The sequence below is a fragment of the Hymenobacter sp. genome, assembly GCF_036387835.1.
In the GTDB taxonomy this organism is placed as follows: domain Bacteria; phylum Bacteroidota; class Bacteroidia; order Cytophagales; family Hymenobacteraceae; genus Hymenobacter.
Map to the genome: position 1 here is coordinate 1 of NZ_DASVSY010000098.1, position 21,824 is coordinate 21,824.

Annotated in this window: 15 protein-coding genes and 1 pseudogene; 8 read left to right on the forward strand and 8 right to left on the reverse strand. The window is 58.7% G+C overall.

Annotated features, from left to right (window positions below; translation table 11 throughout):
- Both VF639_RS18690 and VF639_RS18695 read left to right on the forward strand, forming a co-directional pair.
- On the forward strand, positions 1-2,410 hold a 2,410-nt coding region (locus tag VF639_RS18690), incomplete at its 5' end, for a T9SS type A sorting domain-containing protein (RefSeq protein ID WP_331147457.1).
- A gap of 427 nt (positions 2,411-2,837) precedes the next feature.
- The gene (locus VF639_RS18695) at positions 2,838-6,020 is read left to right on the forward strand and encodes an SBBP repeat-containing protein (protein WP_331147458.1); all 3,183 of its coding nucleotides are present in this window, start codon (positions 2,838-2,840) and stop codon (positions 6,018-6,020) included.
- 484 nt (positions 6,021-6,504) lie between these two features.
- Here VF639_RS18695 and VF639_RS18700 read toward each other — a convergent pair whose 3' ends face one another.
- Positions 6,505-9,882, reverse strand: a complete 3,378-nt coding sequence (locus tag VF639_RS18700; RefSeq protein ID WP_331147459.1) for an SNF2-related protein — start codon at positions 9,880-9,882, stop codon at positions 6,505-6,507.
- A gap of 132 nt (positions 9,883-10,014) precedes the next feature.
- On the opposite strand from VF639_RS18700, the gene VF639_RS18705 reads away from it, so the two are divergent.
- Both VF639_RS18705 and VF639_RS18710 read left to right on the forward strand, forming a co-directional pair.
- Positions 10,015-10,593 carry a Crp/Fnr family transcriptional regulator gene (locus VF639_RS18705; protein ID WP_331147460.1) on the forward strand — a complete coding sequence of 193 codons (579 nt, stop codon included), beginning with the start codon at positions 10,015-10,017 and terminating at the stop codon, positions 10,591-10,593.
- A 181-nt stretch (positions 10,594-10,774) separates the two neighbouring features.
- Positions 10,775-11,671 carry an SDR family oxidoreductase gene (locus VF639_RS18710; RefSeq protein ID WP_331147461.1) on the forward strand — a complete coding sequence of 299 codons (897 nt, stop codon included), beginning with the start codon at positions 10,775-10,777 and terminating at the stop codon, positions 11,669-11,671.
- Positions 11,672-11,882: 211 nt separating this feature from the next.
- Here VF639_RS18710 and VF639_RS18715 read toward each other — a convergent pair whose 3' ends face one another.
- Both VF639_RS18715 and VF639_RS18720 read right to left on the reverse strand, forming a co-directional pair.
- Positions 11,883-14,111 (reverse strand): M3 family metallopeptidase, encoded by a 2,229-nt coding sequence (locus tag VF639_RS18715; RefSeq protein WP_331147462.1) that lies wholly within the window; start codon positions 14,109-14,111, stop codon positions 11,883-11,885.
- Between the two features lie 296 nt (positions 14,112-14,407).
- Positions 14,408-15,214: an NIPSNAP family protein gene (locus tag VF639_RS18720; RefSeq protein WP_331147463.1), complete on the reverse strand. Its 807-nt coding sequence runs from the start codon at positions 15,212-15,214 to the stop codon at positions 14,408-14,410.
- A gap of 296 nt (positions 15,215-15,510) precedes the next feature.
- Here VF639_RS18720 and msrB point away from each other — a divergent pair, with 296 nt between their 5' ends.
- Positions 15,511-15,951, forward strand: coding sequence for a peptide-methionine (R)-S-oxide reductase MsrB (msrB, locus tag VF639_RS18725; RefSeq protein ID WP_331147464.1), 441 nt, complete (start codon positions 15,511-15,513; stop codon positions 15,949-15,951).
- Positions 15,952-16,012: 61 nt separating this feature from the next.
- Here the strand turns inward: msrB and VF639_RS18730 are convergent, their stop codons facing one another.
- A complete protein-coding gene (locus tag VF639_RS18730; RefSeq protein WP_331147465.1) occupies positions 16,013-17,062 on the reverse strand; it encodes an N-acetylmuramoyl-L-alanine amidase family protein in 1,050 nt (349 codons plus the stop codon).
- Between the two features lie 290 nt (positions 17,063-17,352).
- Positions 17,353-18,321, reverse strand: coding sequence for an MBL fold metallo-hydrolase (locus VF639_RS18735; protein WP_331147466.1), 969 nt, complete (start codon positions 18,319-18,321; stop codon positions 17,353-17,355).
- A gap of 403 nt (positions 18,322-18,724) precedes the next feature.
- On the opposite strand from VF639_RS18735, the gene VF639_RS18740 reads away from it, so the two are divergent.
- The 3 genes from VF639_RS18740 to VF639_RS18750 are packed head-to-tail and all read left to right on the forward strand — an operon-like array spanning position 18,725 to position 20,287.
- Positions 18,725-19,315 carry a TetR/AcrR family transcriptional regulator gene (locus VF639_RS18740; protein WP_331147467.1) on the forward strand — a complete coding sequence of 197 codons (591 nt, stop codon included), beginning with the start codon at positions 18,725-18,727 and terminating at the stop codon, positions 19,313-19,315.
- A gap of 31 nt (positions 19,316-19,346) precedes the next feature.
- Entirely contained in the window at positions 19,347-19,952 is a 606-nt protein-coding gene (locus tag VF639_RS18745) for an alpha/beta hydrolase (protein WP_331147468.1), read from the forward strand.
- Positions 19,952-20,287 (forward strand): hypothetical protein, encoded by a 336-nt coding sequence (locus VF639_RS18750; protein WP_331147469.1) that lies wholly within the window; start codon positions 19,952-19,954, stop codon positions 20,285-20,287. The genes VF639_RS18745 and VF639_RS18750 overlap by 1 nt, the downstream gene beginning before the upstream one ends.
- Before the next feature lie 30 nt (positions 20,288-20,317).
- Here the strand turns inward: VF639_RS18750 and VF639_RS18755 are convergent, their stop codons facing one another.
- The 3 genes and pseudogenes from VF639_RS18755 to VF639_RS25510 form a co-directional block, all read right to left on the reverse strand.
- Complete coding sequence (locus VF639_RS18755; RefSeq protein ID WP_331147470.1) at positions 20,318-21,349, reverse strand: J domain-containing protein; 1,032 nt, start codon at positions 21,347-21,349, stop codon at positions 20,318-20,320.
- A gap of 51 nt (positions 21,350-21,400) precedes the next feature.
- Positions 21,401-21,700 carry an arginase family protein gene (locus VF639_RS18760; RefSeq protein WP_331147471.1) on the reverse strand — a complete coding sequence of 100 codons (300 nt, stop codon included), beginning with the start codon at positions 21,698-21,700 and terminating at the stop codon, positions 21,401-21,403.
- Positions 21,693-21,824 (reverse strand): annotated as a pseudogene (locus tag VF639_RS25510) (IS701 family transposase); the annotation flags it as partial. The pseudogene VF639_RS25510 and the gene VF639_RS18760, both read right to left, overlap by 8 nt.

Sequence of the window (21,824 nt, forward strand, 5' to 3'; positions counted from 1 at the left end):
CACCTCGTATTCCAATACTACTAATAATGGGTCGCCTAATGCTGTGGCCGTGGACGCCGCCGGGGAAGTATACGTAGCGCGGGGCTCAACCATCTTCAAGTACGCCCAAGCTACCGGCCAACTAGTTTGGACCGCTTTCAATCAAGGCAGTGTTAATCCTGATCTTACTGATTTAGTAGTAGATGCTGCTGGTGACTTGCTGGCCACGGGGCCTTACGCTACCACCACCAACGGCATCAATTATGCCACCCGCAAGTACGCCAAGGCCACTGGTCAGGTCTTATGGCAAGCACTCTATAATGGTCCTGGCAACGCCACGGACGAGCCTACGACCCTGGCCGTAGATGCCAACAACAACGTGTTTGTAACGGGCTTTTCGAGTAGTGGCACCAGCAACGAGTTTGCCACTATCAAATACTCGGCTACGGGGCAACAGCTCTGGCTGGCACGCTACAACGGCACTGCCAGCAATGGCGCCCAGGGCCTCGACATGGTGCTGGATGCGGCCGGTAATGCGTACGTAACCGGGCCTTCGCGGGGTATCGGCACCAACAACGACTACTCGACGGTGAAGTACTCGTCTAGCGGGCAGCAGCTCTGGGAAGCGCGCTACAACGGTCCCGTCAACGGAGTGGATGTAGCCCGGCACATCGGCCTGGATGCCGCTGGCAATGTGTACGTGGGCGGTGACTCCGATTATGCGGCCTTTGGCGGACCGGCCCCGAGCTTTACTGTAGTTAAATACGAACAGCCTAGCGTGCAGGAGTTGTGGGAAGCGCGCTTCACGGGCGCGGGCAGCAGCGCCGAAGTAGCCAAAGATGTGGTCAGTGATGCGGCGGGCAACGTGTACGTGACGGGCTACGCCTACAACGGGCGCAACTACGACTACGCTACCGTCAAGTACAATGCCAGCGGCCAGCAACAGTGGCAAGCGCGCTACAACGGCCCGGCCGACAACGAGGACCTGCCCACCAACGTGGTCGTGGATGCTGCGGGCAATGTGTACGTCTCGGGCACGAGCTATAGCGCCAGCGAGAGCGACTACGCCACCGTCAAGTACTCGCCCACGGGCCAGCAGCTGTGGGTGGCCCGCTACAACGGCCCGGCCAGCGGCTATGACTTAGCGGCTAAGGTTGAAGTAGATAGAACGGGCAATGTCTACGTAACGGGCTCATCGGACAACGGGGCGAGCAGCAGCTACGACTACGCCACGGTGAAGTACGACGCGAACGGGCAGCCGCAGTGGGCCACGCGCTACAACGGCCCGGCTAACAGCTTCGACTTGGCCGCCGATCTGGCGGTGGATGTAGTTGGCAACGTGTACGTGACCGGCACTACCTATACCGACACGCAAAGCGACTATGCCACTCTCAAGTACGACGGGAGCACTGGTTCTCAACTGCAGGAGGCCCGCTACAACGGCCCTGGCAATGGCTACGACGAAGCTGCCAAGCTCGCCATTGTTGAACCAAGACGTTGGGTGGTGGTAACGGGTACGTCGGACGGAGGCAGTAGCACCGGCTTCGACATTGCCACGGTCCTCTACGACGCTGAGATGATGCAGCAGGAATGGGTTAATCGCTACAATAGGCTTGGCAATGGCGATGATGTGGCCGCCAAAGTTGTCGTAAGCCGGCAAGAGGATTATGTGTACGTAGCCGGCACCTCGTTCAGCAGTGCAGGTGCTGACTACGCTACCGCGAAGTACGCGGTGGCAAGCGGACAACTACTGTGGAGCGCCTTTTACAATGGCCCGGCCAACAGCTACGAGGAGGCTAAAAGCATAGCCGTAGATGCGGCGGGCAACGCCTACGTGACGGGTCTTTCCTACAACAGCGACGGTACCGACGACTATGCCACTGTCAAATATGCCGCCAATGCCAGCCCAAATGCCGGGCAGACGGGTCGGCAGCTGTGGACGGCGCGTTACGATGGGGCCGGCAGCTACGACGAGGCGGCAGCCCTGGCCGTCGATGCCAGCAACAACGTGTACGTAACGGGCTACTCGCTCGGCACAAGCACGGGCTACGACTACGCCACGCTCAAGTACAGCCAGAACAACGGCGGCGGGCCGCTGGTTACCAATGCTACGACCAGTAGTGCCCTGGTTGCCGGAGCGCCGCTAGCGGTTGCGACCCCAAGAAGTGGGTTGCAGGAGCTGAGCGTGTATCCTAACCCAACCACTGGCCCGACTACGGTCAGCTTCCGCCCCGTAGCAGAAGGCATAGCACAAGTCCAGCTCTACAATCAACTCGGCCAGCAGGTAGCCACCTTGTATGAGGGCCACGTGCACAAGGGGCAGCACTATGAGCTGCCACTCAATAGCGAGCACCTGGCTTCGGGCTTGTACACCTGCTCGTTGCTCGTCAACGGCCAGCGTGAGACGGTGCGCCTGCTTATCAACCGCTAAGCCGCAATTCGTTTGGTAAGTGAAAAAGCGCCTTCAGAGTTTTCCTGGAGGCGCTTTTGCGTGTTATAGAAGCTTATGCTGTTTCTGAGGCGTAGACCTTTTGATAGTAGAAGTATCAGTCATGCTTGAGCTAATCGTTTGACTTATAAGTTTATGAATCAGTAGTAGGTCGCATTTTTCGCAATTATAACAAGTGCGCGACCATACCGCTGGATTATGGGGAAGTGCATTGTTTTATTACTTAACCTTGTTTTTGTAGCCTTATTTTTTTGTACTTGGCACTGGATTTCGTGCTGTTGGCTATTGATTACCCGTCCTAAAGGGACTCACAGGTGCGGAGGTGAGACTATGCTGTCCTGATGTTGTAGCTCCTGCTTTTCCTGCTTGCCAAACTACTACCCGCCTTTTCCTCTCAAATTCTTACTATATGAAACACTCTTTTACTTGTTTGCTGCCGCTGGCAGCCGGCTTGCTTTTCTGCGCTTCGGCCGTCCAGGCGCAAAGTAGCTCTGCTCGGGCTTCAATGAAAAACCAGAAGCCACTACCGGCGCAGTCGCAGCAATTTCTATTGCCTCCCGGAGCGCGGGCTTTGCACCATGCTTTGCCTAAGGGCGCCTTCGCTAAAAGCAAAACTGCGGCAGGGATGCTACCTACTACTAAGTCGGTGCTCGACGGGACCACCAGGCAAATGCACACCACCGTAAGTGGTAGCAACCGGGTGGCGGCTGGTCCGGTCAGTGAGGCCTGGGTGGCCCGCTACAGCGGGCCAACGGCCAGCTACGACCTGGCCACCGCTACCACCGTAGACAAGCAAGGCAACGTGTACGTAACGGGCACGGTGAGTAGCGTCCTCTCCATCGACTACGACTATGTAACCATCAAGTACTCAGACAGCGGCCAGGAGCTCTGGACGGCTCGCTACAACGGCTCGGGCAACAGCGACGACGTGCCCAAAAGCATTGCCGTCGATACCCTGGGCAACGTGTACGTAACCGGCGCTTCCTTTGGGCGCACCAACAACTACGGCTACGCCACGGTAAAGTACTCGCCCGATGGCCAGCAGGTCTGGGCTGCCCGCTACGACGGGGGCGCCAACAACGACGACCTCGCCAGTGCCCTGGCCGTGGATGCGGCGGGCAACGTGTACGTGACGGGCGCCTCCTACAATGGCCCCGGCACGAGCTACGATTACGTGACGGTAAAGTACTCTACGGTGGGTGCCCAGCTGTGGGCTACGCGCTACAATGGCAGCGGGGCCAGCGACGAGCTGCCCACCAGCCTGGCCCTCGACGGCAGCGGCAACGTGTACGTGACGGGCAACACCTACTCCGGCAACCAGGGCGACTACCTCACCCTCAAGTACTCGCCAGCGGGCCAGGCGCAGTGGGTGGCCCGCTACAACGGCCCGGCCAGCGGCTACGACCTGGCCCGCGACCTGGCCGTAGACGCCACCGGCAACGTGGCCGTAACCGGCACCAGCGACAATGGCAGCAGCTACGACTACGCCACCGTGCGCTACTCCACCACCGGGCAGCAGCTTTGGGCTATGCGCTACAACGGCGGCGGCAACAGCTACGACGAAGCCACAGGCGTGGCCGTCGATGCGGCCGGCAACGTGGTTGTGACGGGCTATGCCGAAGTTGGCGGGGGCAACTGGGACTACGTTACCCTCAAGTACGCCGCCACCAGTGGCCAGCCGCAGTGGGAAGCCCGCTACAACGGTTCCGACAGCAGCTACGAGGAAGCCAAAGACGTGGCAGTGGATGCCACCGGTAATGTAACCGTAACGGGCCGCTCCTATAACAGCGCGGGCCAGCTCGACTATGCCACCGTCAAGTATGCCGCCGCCAGTGGTCAGCAGCAGTGGGCCAGCCGCTACAATAGCCCAACGGCCGGCGACGAGCAGGCGGTGAGCTTGGCGGTAGATAAGACGGGCAACGTGGTCGTGACGGGCATCTCCAACACCAGCAGCAACGATTCCGACTACGCCACCCTTAAGTACGACACCACCGGCCAGCCGCTTTGGGAGGCGCGCTACACCGACTCGCAAGCCGGTAGCAACGATGATCAGCCCAAGGATATAGCCGTGGATGCGGCCGGCAACGTGTACGTGACGGGTTCCTCGGCCGGCAGCGGCAGCCGCTACGACTATGCCACCATCAAGTATTCGCCTAGTGGCACCAAGCTCTGGGAGGCCCGCTACGACGGCCCCGGCGACAGTTTTGATACGGCCATTAGCTTGGCCGTGGACGCCGCCGGCAACGTGTACGTGACGGGAACCAGCAATTCCAACTACGCCACCATTAAATATTCGCCTACTGGCCAACAGCTGTGGGTGGCCACCTACAACGGTTCTGCCAACAGTATGGATGACCCGAAGGAAGTAGAGGTCGATGCGGCCGGTAACGTATACGTAACGGGCTACTCCATCGGCACCGGAACCAGCTACGACTACGCGACCATCAAATACGCGCCCAACGGCGACCAGCTCTGGGTGGCGCGCTACAATGGCGCCGGTGCCAGCAACGACCAAGCCAGTGCCCTGGCCGTGGATGCAACTGGCAACGTGTACGTGACCGGCGCCTCCTATGGCCGGTTCGACTATATCATCGTTAAGTATTCGCCTAGCGGTGCGCAGCTGTGGGAAGCGGCGTATAGCGGCACGGGCAACGGCAACGGCGCGGCAACTGATATAGCCGTAGACGCCAGCGGCAACGTGCTGGTAACGGGCCAGTCGATTGGGACCGTCGGCAGCTACGACTACGCTACCGTGAAGTTCTCGGCCAGCGGGCAGCAGCTTTGGGCCAGCCGCTACAATGGTCCCGGCAACCGCAGCGACCAGGCCGCCAAGCTAGCCATTGACCCTGCTACCGGCAACGTGTACGTAACCGGCCGCTCTTACAGCAGCAGCACTTTTACCAGCTCCGATTACGCCACGCTTAAGTACGCGGCGGCCACCGGGCAGCAGATCTGGGTGGCCCGCTACAACGGCCCGGCCAATGGCGTTGACGTGGCCACGGACCTGGCCCTGGATGCCGGCGGCAATGCCTACGTAACCGGCTACTCCGACAAAACCAGCAGCAACGAAAGCTACGACTACGCCACCATCAAGTATGCCAGCAGCACCGGCCAGCAGCTCTGGGACGCCCGCTATGACGGCGCCGACAACCGCATCGACCAGGCCAGTGGCATAGCCGTAGATGCGGCCGGCAACGTGTACGTGACGGGCAGCTCGTACAGCCTCTATGTCAACACCGACTTTGCCACCGTCAAGTACGTGCAAACCAATAGCACCGCCTCGGCCTCCGTTTTGGCCACCAAGCCGACGCTAGCTGTTTCAGGAAGTAGCGTGCAGGAGCTGGCGGTGTACCCTAACCCCGCCGCCGGCCCGACCACCATTAGCTTCCGGCCGGTGCTCGATGGACCGGCCCAAGTGCTCGTCTATAACCAACTCGGGCAGCAGGTAGCCACCTTGTATGCGGGCGCGGTGCGCAAAGGCCAGCACTACGAGCTGCCGCTGAACAGCCAGAAGCTCGCGGCAGGTTTGTACACCTGCGCTTTGCTTGTCAATGGGCAGCGCGAAACGGTAAGGTTGCTCGTTACGCACTAGCACAATCAACTCTTGTAAATCAAAAAGCGCCCTCAGATCTAGCCTTAGGGCGCTTTTTGCGTCAATTAGCTGGCGGATATTGCTAATTCAGGCCTTTGAAAGAAGAAGAGTCGATGGCTCTTCTTACGGCACTACACAGAGAAGCTGGTGGCAGTGGCCGTTTCCTGCCAAGCCGCCCGCTGCAACTGAATTGCAACTTCTTTCTCGGCGGCGCGTACTTCGGTGTAGTCGGCCATCGGGCGGGCTTGATAAAAGCGTTCCACCGACTCGCTTGCTTTTATACTTGAAAGTAAGAAAATCAAACAGCTTTACTGCCCTAAGCCAACTAACTCTTTACTTGGTAGTGGGCGAAGTATGATGAAGACCGCGTCATGCTGCGCATGACAATATCGAATACAACGAAGCGGGAGAAATGCTTCGGCCAGCGGACGTCAGATAGAGCATGACGATCTGAAAGCAGCTAAGAGCTTTCCTGAGCGGTGCTTTAGCTAAACAAATCCAGTAGCTCCTGCTGCGTTAGCGACTTGATAAAGCCGGTGTCCGTTTTAATGAGGCCGTCGGCTAGTTCGCGTTTCACTTCCTGCATCTTCATGATTTTCTCTTCGATGGTATCGGGGCAGATGAGGCGGACGGCTACTACTTTTTTGTCTTGGCCGATGCGGTGGCTGCGGTCGATGGCTTGGTTTTCCACGGCCGGGTTCCACCACGGGTCCACGAGGTAGACGTAGTCGGCTTCGGTGAGGTTGAGGCCGGTGCCGCCGGCTTTCAAACTTACTAGGAACACGCGCACAGCGTCGTTTTGCTGAAAGTTATTGACAGTGGCGGCGCGGTTTTTTGTTTGGCCGGTTAGGTACTCGAAGGCTATGTTGTGGGTTTCTAGCTCGTGTTTGATGAGGTTGAGCATGGTCACGAACTGCGAGAAAACCAGGATTTTGTGCTGCGGGGCCTTGTTACGGATTTCTTCGAGTAGGGCATCCAGCTTAGTGGATTGTTGGCCGTAGTTGACTTGGTCGGGGAGTAGGGCGGGGGAGTTGCAGATCTGGCGCAGCTTGGTAAGGCCTTGCAGGATGTGCATGCTGCTTTTGGGTAGGTTTTCCTCGTTAATGCCCATCAGCAGGTCGTGGTAGTCTTTTTTGCAGGCTTCGTACACCCGGCGCTGCTCGGCGCCCATTTCGCAGTAAAGCACCATCTCGGTTTTGTCGGGTAGCTCGCGGGCCACCTGGGCTTTGGTGCGGCGCAGCACGAAGGGGCTGATTTTGCGTTGTAGCGCCCGCGCCTTCTTGTCGTCCTTGAACTTGTCGATGGGGCTGCCGAAAATATCGTTGAAGTGCTGCTTGCTGCCAAGCAAGCCGGGGCAGGCAAAGGAAAGCTGCCCGTATAAATCGAACGTGTTGTTCTCGACTGGCGTGCCGGTGAGCACTACCCGGTTGCGGGCTTGCAGCAGGCAAGCCGCCTTGTAGCGCTGCGAGTCCGGATTCTTGATGGCTTGCGACTCGTCCAGGAAGACGTAATTAAACTCGTACTCCCTGAGCTGCCTAATGTCGGACACCACCGTGTTGTAGGTGGTAAGCACGATGTCGAAGGCGTCGAAATCCCGCAGGGTTAAACTGCGGGTGGCGCCGTGCTGGACGTGTACGCGCAGCGAGGGCGCAAACTTGCTTGCCTCGGCCTGCCAGTTGAATACCAGCGAAGTCGGGACGACGACCAAGTTGGCGGCGGCGTGGCCTTTGGCGCGCTGGAGCAGGATGAAGGCCAGCACTTGCAGGGTTTTGCCGAGGCCCATGTCGTCGGCCAGGCAACCGCCGAAACCGAAGGTGTCGAGGAAGTTCAGCCAGTTCAGGCCTAGCCGTTGGTAGTCGCGTAGGGTGGCCTGTAAATCGGGCGGCACGGGCACGGGCTCGATGGCGCTGAAATCGGCCACGGCGCCTTGGTAGGTGGCAAGTTTCGCTTGTGCTTCGGCGGCCAACGCTTCGGGGTCGTACAGCTCCTGAATGGCCGAGAAGTTGACGCTCGGCGTGCGGATGCCTTCCTCTACCACGTAGCCGGCCGCGAAATAGTGCGCAAACTTTTCAAGCCACTCCCGCGGCAGAATGCCCCGCGTGCCGTCGTCGAGGCGCACGTAGTGGCTTTTGTTGCGAATGGCCTGCTGTAGCTGCCGCAGCGAGGCGCGCTGCTTGCCGAAGCGCACCCGCAGCTGCGTATCAAACCAATTGGTTTCGCCGGTTACGCGCACCGAGATGCGCGCCCGGTTGGGGTTGAGGTCATTTTTCTTGAGCTGGTTGAAGCCAAGAATCTCGATCTGTTCGTTTTGCCAGTCTTCGAAAGCCGCCAGAAACCATTCTTCGTTTAGAAACAGCGCTTTGGGCACGTGCAACACATCGTGCTGCATCTGCTCCTGGAAGTCGGGGTAGTGGCGCAGCAGCAGCATGGCAAAGCGCCGCTCGGCCGTATCGTCGCGCTCCACTACAAACGAATTGCCTAACTCATCCACCGCGAAAAGCTGTTTGCGCGACAAGATGGATACTTCCATGGTGCCGTAGCGCATTACGGGCAGCACCTCCACGTGCGCCCCGGCGTCGGAGAGGTACAGCCGCTGCTGCGGCGCGTGGTCGAAGCCGTAGGATACCAGCTGCTGCGGCGTGGCGGGCCGGGCGTAGGAGTAGGAGATAAGCACCCGGTCTTCGAGGTTGGCCAGCACATCCCGCTGAAACTCCGCAAACTTGCTTTGGTGAATCAGCAGCGTGTTGTTGCGCTTGGTGAAGAACTCGATAACGCGCCAGATGTCGGGGTCCTCTAGCAGAAACAGCACATCCTGCACCGCCACAAAATACTCGTAGCGCACGGTCAGCGTCTTCAAATCCACCGGCAGGTCTTGCAGCACCAACAAGCCTTCCAGCTGATAAAACTCACCCTTCAAGGTTACCGACAAACGCAAATCACCCCGCGAGCTTCGCACCCGCAGGCGCGCAAGCGACGGCGCGGTGAGCTTGTCGGACACGGCCGGGTTGTGGCCGAAAATAGGCAGGCCCGTGGGGTTGTAGAGCACGGCTTGCAGCGCCGCAATGGCCGCCGCGGACCGGGTGTCGTCGTAGTTGTTTTGGAAGCGGGCCAGGCCGGTATAGAACTTCAATTCAACCGGGTCGGTGGTTTTCCAGATGTTGTCCAGCGGATTAAGCACCGTCACTGGGTTCTTGACTTTGCCGGCTGCGGTGAAAGCGGCTTCGGCCAGTTGAATGGTGAGGTGACCGTAGTATTTGTGCTTGCCGAACACCACAAACCGGTGCGTTTCCACCGGCGCGGGTGCCGGCGCCCCGCCTCGCCGCTGCAACTGCCCCACCAGGTCCTGCTTGGTAGCCGCCGTAACGGGGTAGAGCCCCACCTGCCGCGGACTCACCACCACCGAAGGCCGCTCGTACGCCAGCTGAAAATGCTCATCCAGGTCGGGCGCGTTTTCCAGGCCGTAGTCGCGGGCCGTGGCGAGCAGCAAGGCACGCCGCTGCACGGGGTCGAAGAATACGCGCAGCTCTTTGCGGCGCAATATGCTCAGCAGCACCTGCGCCTGATGCTCGCACAGGGTGGTTTTTGGGGTAGCGCAGGCACAGGAAATCAGTAACCCCTCCGCCTGCTGCTCTATAATCACCGTAGGAAAGCTTGGCTCCGAGCTGGCAAACGTGCCGTGGTCCAGCGTCAGGCTTTTGGGCTGAATGGCGGTCAGGGCGCGGTTATCGGCAAAAAATAGGTGCGGAGAGTGCCGGGCAACATCGGCTGTGCTGAGCGTGGCAACGGTAGCCGCCGCAAGGGTGTACAGGTGCGGGTGCGGTTCGTTTTCGGAAAGCAATTGCAATTTGGGTGGCTGCGACATACACCTGGGTTACGACCTCGAAAGGTACCTAAAATGCGTTGTTGAGTGAACAACGAGGTATTTATAGGTTGCTCGGAAGGGAATAGCAAACAGCGCAAGTAGTTGCCGCTTTTTGCTTTCTTTTACAATGTTATGTTCGACGTTTTTGAAGCCTACCTACGCGCCAAGATAACCCTCACCGACGAGGAGCTAGCCCTCATCCGGGCGGTGGCAGTGGTGAAGCATCTGCGTAAGTGGCAGTACCTGGCGCAGGCCGGCGACCGGTGGCAAAGCAATTGTTTTGTGTGTCCGGGCTGTTTGCGCCTGTACCGGGTCGACGACAAAGGCCAGGAGCACATCCTCACGTTTGCGGTGGAAAATAGCTGGATCGGTGACCGGCAGAGTCTCTTGTCGGGGGGGCCGGCGCAGTCCAACGTTGACGCCCTCGAAGACAGCACCGTGCTCCTGTTTAAAGACCAAGACTTTCAGCAGCTCTGCCACCGGATACCAGCGTTTCAAGACCTGATAAACACCATTCTGGCCCGGAGCTTCAATGCGACTCAAAACCGAATTCACGCGGCCATCAGCTATTCGGCGGAAGAGAAATACCAGGATTTTCTGCGAACGTCCCCGCACTTGGTCAACCGGGTGCCGCTGGCCATGATTGCCTCCTACCTAGGTATCACGGCCGAAACCCTGAGCCGCATCCGCAAGCAGCTTGCCCAAAAATAGGGCGCTGCTCCCCTGCTGCTACCAACCGCTTGCCCCTCCGCAAGCGGCTTTTTTTGTGACGCTGCGCTTGACATTTGTCAAGTGCTTTCTTACTAAATATCAAGTGCAAGGCCCGCTGGTAAGCAGACCTTTGTATCGTTCCTTTCGAGAAGGATATACCACTTCAGCAAAACATAAAACCATGAAAAAGATAGTGTTAATCACCGGCACCAGCACTGGCTTTGGCAAACTGATGACCCAAACGCTGGCGCAGGCCGGCCATACGGTAGCAGCCGGCATGCGCGGCACCACCGGCAAAAATGCCGCCGTGGCCCAGGAGTTGGCCGCGCTTCCCAACGTGAACGTAGTGGAGTTGGATATCACCAGCGACGACTCGGTACAACAAGCTGTAGCCGATACCCTAGCCCGCCACGGCCACCTGGATGTTCTTATTAACAACGCGGCCATGACCGGCTACGGGCTCCTGGAAGCGTACTCATTAAATCAAATGCGCGCCATGCTCGACGTGAACCTGTTCGGGGTGCTGCGTACCTACCAGGCGGTACTGCCCGCCATGCGCGCGGCCAAGCACGGCCTGGTCATCAACCTGACTTCCGGCGCCAGTGGCTTCGCGGTGCCTTTTATGGGCCCCTACCTCATCAGCAAGTTTGCCGTGGAAACGGCCACGGAAACCTTGCAGGATGAGCTGCGCGCCTACAACATCGAGAATGTAACGATTCAGCCCGGCGTATACCCCACGGAGATGAACAACGGCAGCAAAACCGGCATCAACGCAGACCGCGCCGACATCGTGGCCGAATACGGCGACGCCGCCACGCAGCACTTTAATACCATTGGGGCTGGTTTGTACGGCAAAATGATTGAGTTCGATATGAATCCGCAGGTTATTGCCGATGGGGTGCTCGCCCTCCTGAACATGCCCGACGGCACCCGCCCCTTGCGCTACCCCCTCGATGCCATTGCCCAAGGCACCGACAAAGAGTTTATCGAATCCCGCGCTGCTATCAAGGCGAAATGGGCCCTTAACTATGGCTTCGGTCAGCCCGAGGAAACGGCCGTTGAGGCCGCGACGGTTTAAGCGTAACTTAGTTGGTGCTAAACAACGAAGCCCTGGCTGCTGCTGGGGCTTCGTTGTGTTTATGAAAGTCATGAGCCTTGTTGAGCAAGCTCCCAAGCATCGGTAACCTGGCTTTTGCTGCAAAAAAAGAAGCCCTAGTTGCAGAGCAACCAGGGCTTTTATGACGACTGGTGAGCTTGCCTTGTAAACAAGCCTCCACTACCTCAACAACCTAGCTTTTCTTGCTGGTCGTCTTCTTATCTGTCGGCTTGCTAGCTTTCACGCCTTTCATCGGGAAGCCCCGCTCGCGCATGAGGGCGTCAATCTTGGGGTCGCGGCCGCGGAAGCTGCGGTAGGCGTCGGCGGGGTCCACGGTGTTGCCGACGGAGAGGACCTTGTCTTTCAGGCGCTTGGCCACCGTTTTGTCGTAGGGGCCACTGGCTTCGGTAAAGGCGCTGAAGGCATCCGACGCCAGCACCACCGACCACAGGTAGCTATAGTAGCCGGCCGAGTAGCCGTCGGAGGAAAAGACGTGCGAGAACTGCGGCGTGCGGTGGCGCATCACGATTTCGCTGGGCATACCTAGCTGGGCCAGGGTTTCGCGCTCGAACTTATCGGGGTCGATTTTCTGGTCGCCGGCCAGGTGCAGCTTCATATCGATGAGGGCGCTGGCCAGGAACTCGGTGGTTTCAAACCCCTGGTTGAAGGTCGACGCCTTTTCAATCCGATCTACTAGCGCCTGCGGAATGGGCTTGCCAGTCTGATAGTGCACCGCAAAGCGCTGAAGCACCTGGGGCGTGGGCAGCCAGTTTTCCATCACTTGCGACGGAAATTCCACGTAGTCGCGCACCACGCTCGTACCCGACAGCGTTGGGTAGGTGACGTTGGACGAGAGGCCGTGCAGGGCGTGGCCGAACTCATGAAACAGCGTAGTGGCATCGGTCCAGGAAATCAGGACGGGCGTGCCGTCTTTGCCTTTCACGAAGTTGGAGTTGTTGGAGACGATGGTGGCTATTTCGCCGTTCATGCGCTCCTGTTTGCGGTAGGCGTTCATCCAGGCCCCGGAGCGCTTGCCGGGCCGGGCGTACGGGTCGAAGTACCACAAACCTAGGTGCTTGCCAGTGGTTTTGTCTTTCACCTCCCACACCTTCACATCGGGATGATACACGGGCACATCGGTTACAGGGGTGAAGGCGAAGCCGTAGATTTCGCCGGCCACCCAAAACATCCCCTCGCGCATTTTATCGAGCTGCAGGTACTCTTTCACCTCATTTTGGTCGAGGTCGTAGCGGGCTTTGCGCACCTTCTCGGCGTAATAGCGGTAGTCCCAGGGCGCGATTTTGAAGGTGGCGCCTTCTTTGGTGGCCAAGGCCTGCATATCGGCTACTTCCTCTTTCACGCGGGCCACGGCCGGCACCCATACTTCCTCCATCAGCGCCATGGCAGCTTCGGGCGTTTTGGCCATGGTGTTGTCGAGGCGTAGGTGAGCGTGGGTTTTGTAGCCGAGCAGCTTGGCCCGCTCGGCCCGCAGCTGCAGAATCTGGGTGATGAGGACGTTGTTGTCGTGCTCGCCGCCGTTGTCGCCGCGGTTGTAGAACATGCGCCAGGCCTTCTCGCGCAGCTTGCGCTGATCGGAGTAAGTCAGGAAGGGCTCGATGCTGGAGCGGGTGTTTGCCACCACGCCGGCCGCCGTAATCTTGCGCGCGGTGGCCGTATTCGCCGCATCATCGCGCAACGACGGCGGCAAGCCACCTAGGTCGGCAGGCGTTTTTAGCACCAGCACCGAGTCGTTCTCATCGGCCAGCACGTTCTGGCTGAACTTGGTAAATAAGCCTGCTAACTGCTGATTTATCTCCGACAAGCGCTTCTTGGCGGTGGCATCGAGCTTGGCGCCGGACCGCACGAAGTTGTTGTAGTACACGTAAGTCAGGCGCTGCTGCTCGGGCGTAAGCTTCTTCTTGTCGGGCGAGTTGTACACCGTCTCGATGCGCTTAAACAAGGCCGCGTTCTGCGAAATCTGGTCGCTGAACGCCGCCATACGCGGCGCCATTTCGCGCTCCACGCCCTGCACCTCGGGGTTGCTCATGGTACCCGACCAAATGCCGTATACCGTTCGCACCTGGTCGAGCGTATTGCCGGCGTGCTCCAGGGCGGCAATGGTGTTCTCGAAAGTGGGCGCCTGCGAATTGCTGGCAATGGCCTGAATCTCTTTCAGGTTCTCGGCCATAGCGGCTTCCAGCGCTGGTTTGAAGTTCGCTGTCTGCACCTTATCGAAGGCTGGGAAGCCGCCGTAAGGCCCCGCCCACGAGGCCAGCAGCGGATTTGCGTCGGTGCGGACGGCGGCTACGGTTGACGCCGTTTGGGCACTGGTAGAGGTAGGGTTCACGTAGGCAGCTAAACTAAAGGCGAGCAAGGCATGCGTAAACAGCCGCCCACCAGAAAAAGGAGTAGGATTGAACATGAGCAAAACAGGTTGTGTCACTGGTACGAGCGTGAAAGTACTACCTAAGCCCATTTTACTCTAGCGGGTTCCATTCGGGCTGCTTGCCACGCAGCCTTTCCCGCTCCCAACAAGCGAAGGTGCCCGAGCACATAGCCATGCAGAAGTGTATTCCAGGTGGGCCAGAAACGCCAGAGGCGGTAGCGCGAAGCCGGCGCTTCGCGCATCGTTGAACAACTAGAATCGCGCCGTAGCAACGACCTTGTTCAACAATACGCGAAGCGCCGGCTTTGTGCTACCGCCTCTGAAAACCGCGCTTAAAAGTCAGAATACGCGACGGGGTATAAAAACTGTTGTTGGTTTCTGGAAACGTTGTGTTGATACTCGGGCAAGGTGGAAAGCTTTTTCCACTCCGGGTCGGCACCAAAAATTTTCCAGTGCTCGTCGCGGGCGGCTTTGTTTTCGAAGGTGGTCAGGTACATCAGGTTAGGCATGTGGCTGCCCGCCAACACCCGGCCGTAGAACACCCCGTTGAACCCTAAGCGCTTGAAGAGTCCTATTTCGTTGCCTAACACAAACATCTGCACCTTGTTGAGGTGGATTTTCTCGTTGGGACTTTCGTAGCTGCGCAGCTCGTACACCCGTTCCGGCCGCGGCCCTTTCAGCTGCGGCTCCTGCAGCTGCAGCTTATCGGACATAGACTGAATCTGAATGGTTTCCAGGCGTGCGTACGGTGGGTTGTCGTAGGCGGCCGTCCAGTATTGGCTGTTGCTCTCGAAGCTTTTGTCTTGCTCCAGGCGCTCGGTCACGCTCAGCAGCTGGCCGTAGGTCTTGAAGGGAACCAGCACCATAATCCGGCGGTCGGCGGCCGTATCGTTGCCGATGGGCTTGAACACCCCGACTTTCTGAACGCCAAGCTTGTGCAGGGCGGGCAGATAAGCGTCCTTCAAAAACGCATCAACTCGGTCTTCCTGCTGCTTGTCTTTTAAGTGATAAATCTTGAGCTGGTACATTTCCCGGTCGGCGGCTACGGCCAGGCTGGCCTGCACGGTAACTAGCGCCATAACAACCAGGAAAAGCAAGCTGCCCTTGTGGGGCCGCCGAAATGCTAGCAAGTGCTTCATTGGTAAAGTGGGTAGGGGTTGGAATTCGTTGCGCTAAACCTAACAAAAATTCTATGCGCAGACAGAAAATTCATACTGGCTGATGAGATGGTTGCTGTTTATAAATCCGCGCCAGCTCATCAACAAGCCGTAAAAGGCTGCTGCCCGCGCAGGCTCTGTTATCCGTAACAGAATCAAGAAAGGAAGCGTGTAAACTATTGAATTGGTCTGAAAGACGAATGGGTTGATTCAAACCCACTGGAAAAGACCGGAAGAGGCAGCCGCAAACTTCACGGCCACACCCGAGTATAGCCGGTATGCTACGCTGGACCGATGTTCTTAAATTCGCCAAATACAGCAACCCCGAGCCGCCGCGCCGCGTGGAGAAGCCGGAGGCGGAATGGGAGGCGCAGCTGACATCCGCGCAGTTTCGGGTGCTACGCCAGAAAGGAACCGAGTCGCCCTACCGCAACGCGTATTGCCGCACCTACGAGCCCGGCGTGTATACCTGCCGGGGCTGTGGTAGCCATTTGTTCAACTCCTCGGAGAAATACCACGCCATATCGGGCTGGCCGAGCTTCACGCAGCCGATAACCAAAAGTGCCATCAAATACGCCTTCGACGAAAGCTTCAACATGCAGCGCATAGAAGCCCTCTGCAACGTCTGCGACGGCCACCTCGGCCACGTGTTTCCGGACGGCCCGGAGCCAAGCGGCTTGCGCTACTGCATGAATTCTGAAAGCTTGCTTAAGCTGTAGCGCGAAGCCTGCGCTTCGCGCGTCGTTGGACGGTTTACCAAGCAGGAGCAAGGTGTACAGCCTATCGGCTACGATAGTCGGCCAGGATGCCTTCGTACATCCAGTTGGCCAGGGCTTGGCGGTTGTCGGGGACAAGGAAGCGGCGCTGGTCTTTGTTGTTGCGGATGTTGCCTAGCTCCATGAATACGGCCGGCGCGTGGCTGTTGCGGACCACATACAAGGAGTTGCGAGTCGATACTGTGCCGGAGTAGGGGCGGTTGGGTTGGGCACGCTTGTAGCGGGCCGTGAACATCTTATGGATGTTTTCGGCCAGCCGTTTGCCTACCGCGCTATTGGAGTTGTGGTAAAAGAACACGTCAATGTTCTTGCCTTCGCTGCGGCTGTCTACGTGCAAGCCGAGGAAGCGCTGGTAGGCACCCTTGTGGCGAGGATAAATAGCATTTACGGCGTTGATGCGTTGGCGCAGGCGGGCCAGCTGGCTGCGCGGGATGGTCAGGCTCGGGTAGGTGACTTCGTCGTAGTCGGGGAGGAGCACGGGCTGGTCGCGGATGCCGTCGTTGGGGTCGCGGATGATGAGATACACCAGGGCGCCGTGCAGGTAGAGCACCCGCGCCAGCCGCAGCGTCACATCATAAGCGTACTCGTCTTCGGCCAACGAATAGCTGCCGTACTTGCCAATAGCGCCAGGATCGGGCCCGCCGTGGCCGGATGAGAGGTAGAATACTGCGCCCCGCAAGAGTCCGTCGGAGGGCCGGGTTTGGTCGTAGGCTTTGCCAAAAAAGCTGGTCAGCGGCAATACCACCTTTTTCGGTACTGCCGTGGCGGCCTTGTCAGCAGTTCGCGGCTGGATGGGGCGCACAGCCGTTGCGGTGCGGCGCACAACGGGAGGAAGCCGGTATTTGCGGCCCGCAACCAAGCTTTGGTTTTTGCCGAGCACGCCTCGGTTCAGAGTCAGAAACGAGCGTAAGTAAGTGGCAGGAGCCAGGCCGTAGCGGCGTAACAGGGTTTGGGTACCATCGCCGCGGCGGGCTACTACTTGCCGGTATTTGGTTTGGCTAAAGGCTAGGGCAGAAGCCAGCAGAAGCAGGAGAAAGAGAAAGGCCGTTCGCAAAGCAGCTAGGTAGCGGTAATAAGGCAAGAGGGGTGTTCTAAACGACAAGAGTACTAAAAAACGAGCGAGAGTGCACTTATGTGACATTATTACTCGAATAAAGCCCCAGGCATTTAGAAACAAGGCTTTCCGCACAGAAGGCAAGCAGGGAAAACGCACCTCAACTGTACTACTTCTGAAGCAGTTCGGGAACTGCATGACATTGTGGAGAAGCCACTTCCCCGGAAGGCTTCTCTGTAAAACTCCAAGGTATTCCAGGTTTTGCCGCGGCAGCCGGGCCGTAACAACTCTTATTTACTGGGCGGTACGAAGCGGCGGACAGTCACCTCAGATCCTATTTCTATGCTCATCAGATCTTCGCCAAGTTCTACGCGGCCGGAATACGTTTTGCGGGTGCGTGGCAGTAGTTCTTGGTCGGTGGGCGGCGGAATGCTGGGGTCGGTGGAAAGCAGCACGATGTGCGAATACACGGCCAGTTTGGGCTTGATGCGGGCCAGCACCTGGCCGGCTTCCTCGGGCTGGGTGTGGAAGCTCAGGATTTCGCGCGCCGTAGCTGATGTTTGGACTAGCCCTTCCCGGGCGGCAGCAACCTCGTGCACCACCACCTCGGCGCCCTGCGCAAATTTCACCAGATTGTCGCTAGGGCCAGTGTCGCCAGAGAAAACCACCGAGTGGCCCGCGTAATCAACTCGGTAGCCGAAAGCGGGTTTAAGGCCTTCACCATGCTTCACATCCAAGGCCGTTACTTTCACGCCACCCTGCTGATACACTACGCCTTGGCTTATGTTGGTGGCCGTTACCACGGTGCCAGCCTCCGATGGTCCTTGCCCTTGTTGCCGCACACTGAGGTCCCAGGCGCAGGCCTGCTTCAGGGCGGCCATCATGGTGGCGGTGCCTTCCGGTCCGAATACCTGCATCGGCACCGCCCAGCGGCCGTACACAGCTGGTAGCCAGCCGGTAAGCCACAAGTCGGGAAAGCCCACGGTGTGGTCGGAGTGCAGGTGCGTGAAGAAGACGGTATTGACGACGCCAAGCGGGATTTTGAGTTGCCATAAGCGCTGGCTTGCCCCTCGGCCGCAGTCGAATAACAGCTTGGTAGAGCCGGCTTCCAACAGAATGCTAGGCCCGAAACGGTCGATGCGCGGAAACGGGGCCCCCGTCCCGAGCAATGTCACCTTCAAGGTTTGGGCCTCTACCACTCCCGATGCAAAGAGCGGTATCAGCAGCAACAGCCGCCGAAACAGGAGGTAAGTGCGCATAAACTGGTTCTGGTTCATGTTGAATACAATCCGCTAACTCCCTTCTCCTTGCGGTCTAACTCGCTGATTTCAGCCTAGAAGAACGTTTGCCCTTTCGCAGGTTCTTTAAATATATACTTTTTACATTATTAATGCTTTTGAGCTGAGTTTCACAGGTATGTGCCTTGCACTTAATATTTTGGCTAGGCCACTGCATCTATAGTACAGCTTGATTAAGCCTTGAAAGTCAGCCCAGCTCAGGAGAGGTTTGGGCAATAGCCTGCTTAGTGAAAGCAGGGGCACTATTCTTCTCAAGCTCAGTAGTCGGAGCGGCTGACAGACAAGCAAACTTCAAGCAGCCAACGGAGTATAAAATTTCGACACTAGTTGCTTACTTATTACTAAGTAAGTACGTTTAGGGGTCATGTCGAATCAGCCGCAAGTCCTTGTTCCGGATACCCGGATCCGCATTCTTGATCTGGCTCAGCAGCTGCTGCTTAGCCGGGGATTCAATGCGTTTAGCTACCAGCATATTGCCAAAGAGCTGGCGGTGAAGCCTGCCGCCATTCATTATCACTACCCAACCAAGGAGGACCTGGGAGTGGCCATCATTCAGCGGCAGCGCCGGCGGCTACACAAGTGGCGCGGCCTGCCCCGGCTCACCGATTTGCCGGCTCAGCAGCAGCTAGAGGCATTTTTCGAAGTCTACCTCGAGCATTTGCAGAGCGAGCAGCGCGTATGCTTGTTCGGCTCGTTGGCCGCCGAGTTCCGGACCCTCCCGGAGGCCATGCAGCAGGAGCTACGCCTCTTGACTCTGGAGCTGACGGAATTCCTGGCCGGGGTGCTGGAAGCAGGCCGCGTGGCCGGCACCATCGTCTTCCGGGGCCAGCCAACGGCCAAAGCTGCGCAGGTGCTGACCACGTTGGCGGGTGCGCTCCAAATGGCCCGTGTTCATGATGAACGCCAATTCCATATGATTTTCGAGCAGTTGCGCCTGGAACTGCTGCCCGAGTAAATCGTTTCTCAACCCTCTAACTGTGTTCGTTATGGTCAACGTCTTTTCGCCCGCTTCAGACCTCTACCCGTTGGAAACGTTGTTTGAGCCTGCTCCCCTTCGCCCCGCAAAAGTGCAGTACCCATCGGTGCCGCCCGGCCTGAAATTCTTGCGTCTGAAGTTGAAACTGCGAGCGGCTATATCAGGGGAGTGGGCGTTCCGCTCGACGTGGCAGTTGTTTATCACCCCGCGCCGGTTGCCGGTGAAGGCATGGGAAGCAGCGACGCTGGCCGGGGCGCAGCTGCATTCGGTGCACGTCAGTAGTGGGCGCGTGGTGTATTACGAGTGGAACCCCACGGGGGCGCGGACGGTGCTGCTGGTACACGGTTGGGAGCACCGAGCCAGCTTTTGGGGCCACATGGCAGCCGGCCTGGTGGCGGCCGGGTACCGGGTGGTAGCCCTTGATGCACCCGCGCACGGCGCTTCCGATGGGCGGCAGGCTACGCTGGTAAGCTTCGCGGGTGCCATACAGGCCGTAGCCAACGCCATCGGGCCGGTGTATGGCGTGGTGGCGCACTCTTCGGGGCGGCGTGCACGGCCGGGGTGCCAGTACAATTCAAGCAGCCCGATGGTAGCGAGCTGCCGCGTTTGGTGTTGATGAGTGCCCCAAGCAGCACCCGCAACGTCGCCGAACGGTTTGCCGACCTGCTGCGCCTGCCCCATAGCGTCGTCGACCATATGGCTGATTTCATTCAGCAGCAGTTCAACCGCAGCGCCAATAGCTTCAGCCTAGTCGAAGCCGGCCCCCACCTACCCGTGCAGCGCGCCCTCCTCCTCCACGACCGCCACGACCTTAACGTGCCCTTCTCCGACGGCGAAGCCATTGCCGCCAGCTGGCCCGCCCTGAATTTCCGCCCCACCAACGGACTCGGCCACAACCGCATCATGCGCGACCCAAGCGTGCTGGAGCAAGTCGTTGAATTCCTGGATTGAAGCCAGTAAAGGCTCTTACCGAAGGGAAGGTTACACCATATCGTGGCCGGTGGCGGACAGTTCCCGCAGCACCTCCCGCAAACCCTCGGGGTCCTGGATCAGCCGGAAGATTTGCTCTAAATATTCTGCTTCGGCGCGCAGGTGGCGCTTGAGTTGGCGCAGCTCCGCTTCGCGCTTTTTGCCGCTGCTGCCGCTGCTGCCGCTGAAGCCGTTGTCGCCGTATTTCAATTTGTTGAGTTGCTGCTTGAGTTCGAACTGCTGCTGATGCAAAGCCTGCGTGTAGCGGGTCAGTACATCGTCGTCGGCGCCGGTCGAGGGTCCTGATTCCGATAAGAGTTGGAGCAGCGTGTAGAGGTCGTTGGCCTCGTAGGCTTCAGTGATGCGCTGCATCAGGGCCGTTTTATGGGCTTGGATGGTTGGGTCGCGCTCTAGGTCGGGGTGATGGGTGCGCGCTAGCTGCCGGTAGAGGGTTTTGGTGTTGGAGAGGAGGCGTTGCTGTTCTTCGCGGGCCGTTTTTGCGGCAACCTCTTGGGCTTTCTGCGCTTTGGTTTTGCGGCGGGTGCGGGCATGCGCTGCCGCCTGTTCGTGCGGCGGTAAATCGGAGGCCGGGTCCGGTATAAAGTCAGCTGTCTTTTCCTCCGTAGGTGCTGCCTCCGCTTCGGCCGCGGCTCGGCGGCTAGGCGTGTACTTCAATACTATGTCGGAGGTGTCTTCCCCAAACCGGTTGTGCAAGGAGCGCGCGTTACCGACGATAAACTCCGTGATTTGGCGCTCCTCTTTGCGGCTGAAATAGGGTTGCAGCAACGCGTTTTCCAGCGGCGCAAACAAGGCCCGGCGCGCCTCCACTACCGTTCGTGCTGCGGGTCCCACTTGCTGCCAGTAGCGCCGCCGGGCGTCGGCCTGCTCCGCCTGCAAGTCGCGCAGCCGCTGGCGCAAGCCCTCTACCTGCTGTACCGCCTCCCGAAACGCCTGCTGTGCCGGTGTGCCCACCGCTTCGCCCGAAGCCAGCGTCGGCAAGGAATTAGCGGCAGGTAAATCGATGGCGGGGTTGTGCAGATTCATGAGGCAAAGGTAGGGTGCGCGTCATCGAACAGAGGGGAAGCCTTGCTAGGTTCACCCAAACACCTCATACGCCACCCGAAACGTGTTGCAATGCGCGTCTACAATGTCGGAGAGCCGCTCGGAGTAGCCGCCGCCCATGCTGACGGCCACCGGCAACTGCTGCTCCTGGCACAGCCGCAACACGTATTCGTCGCGCTGGCGGCAACCTTCGGGCGTGAGGGCCAGCTTGCCGAGCTTATCGGTGGCCAGCACATCCACGCCGGCCTGGAAAAAGATGAAATCGGGCTGCACCTGACCGAGCAAGGCTGGCAGATTCGCGCGGAGAATGTCTAAGTAACTGATGTTACGCACGGAGTTGCCCGAGTTGCCGGTACATGGCTTTTAGGCCGACGGCATAGAGTTGAGCTTTGAGGCGAAAATGCCCGATGCCGCACTTGAGCTTGAGGGCCTCCAGTTTGGTGTAGGCCAACACGGC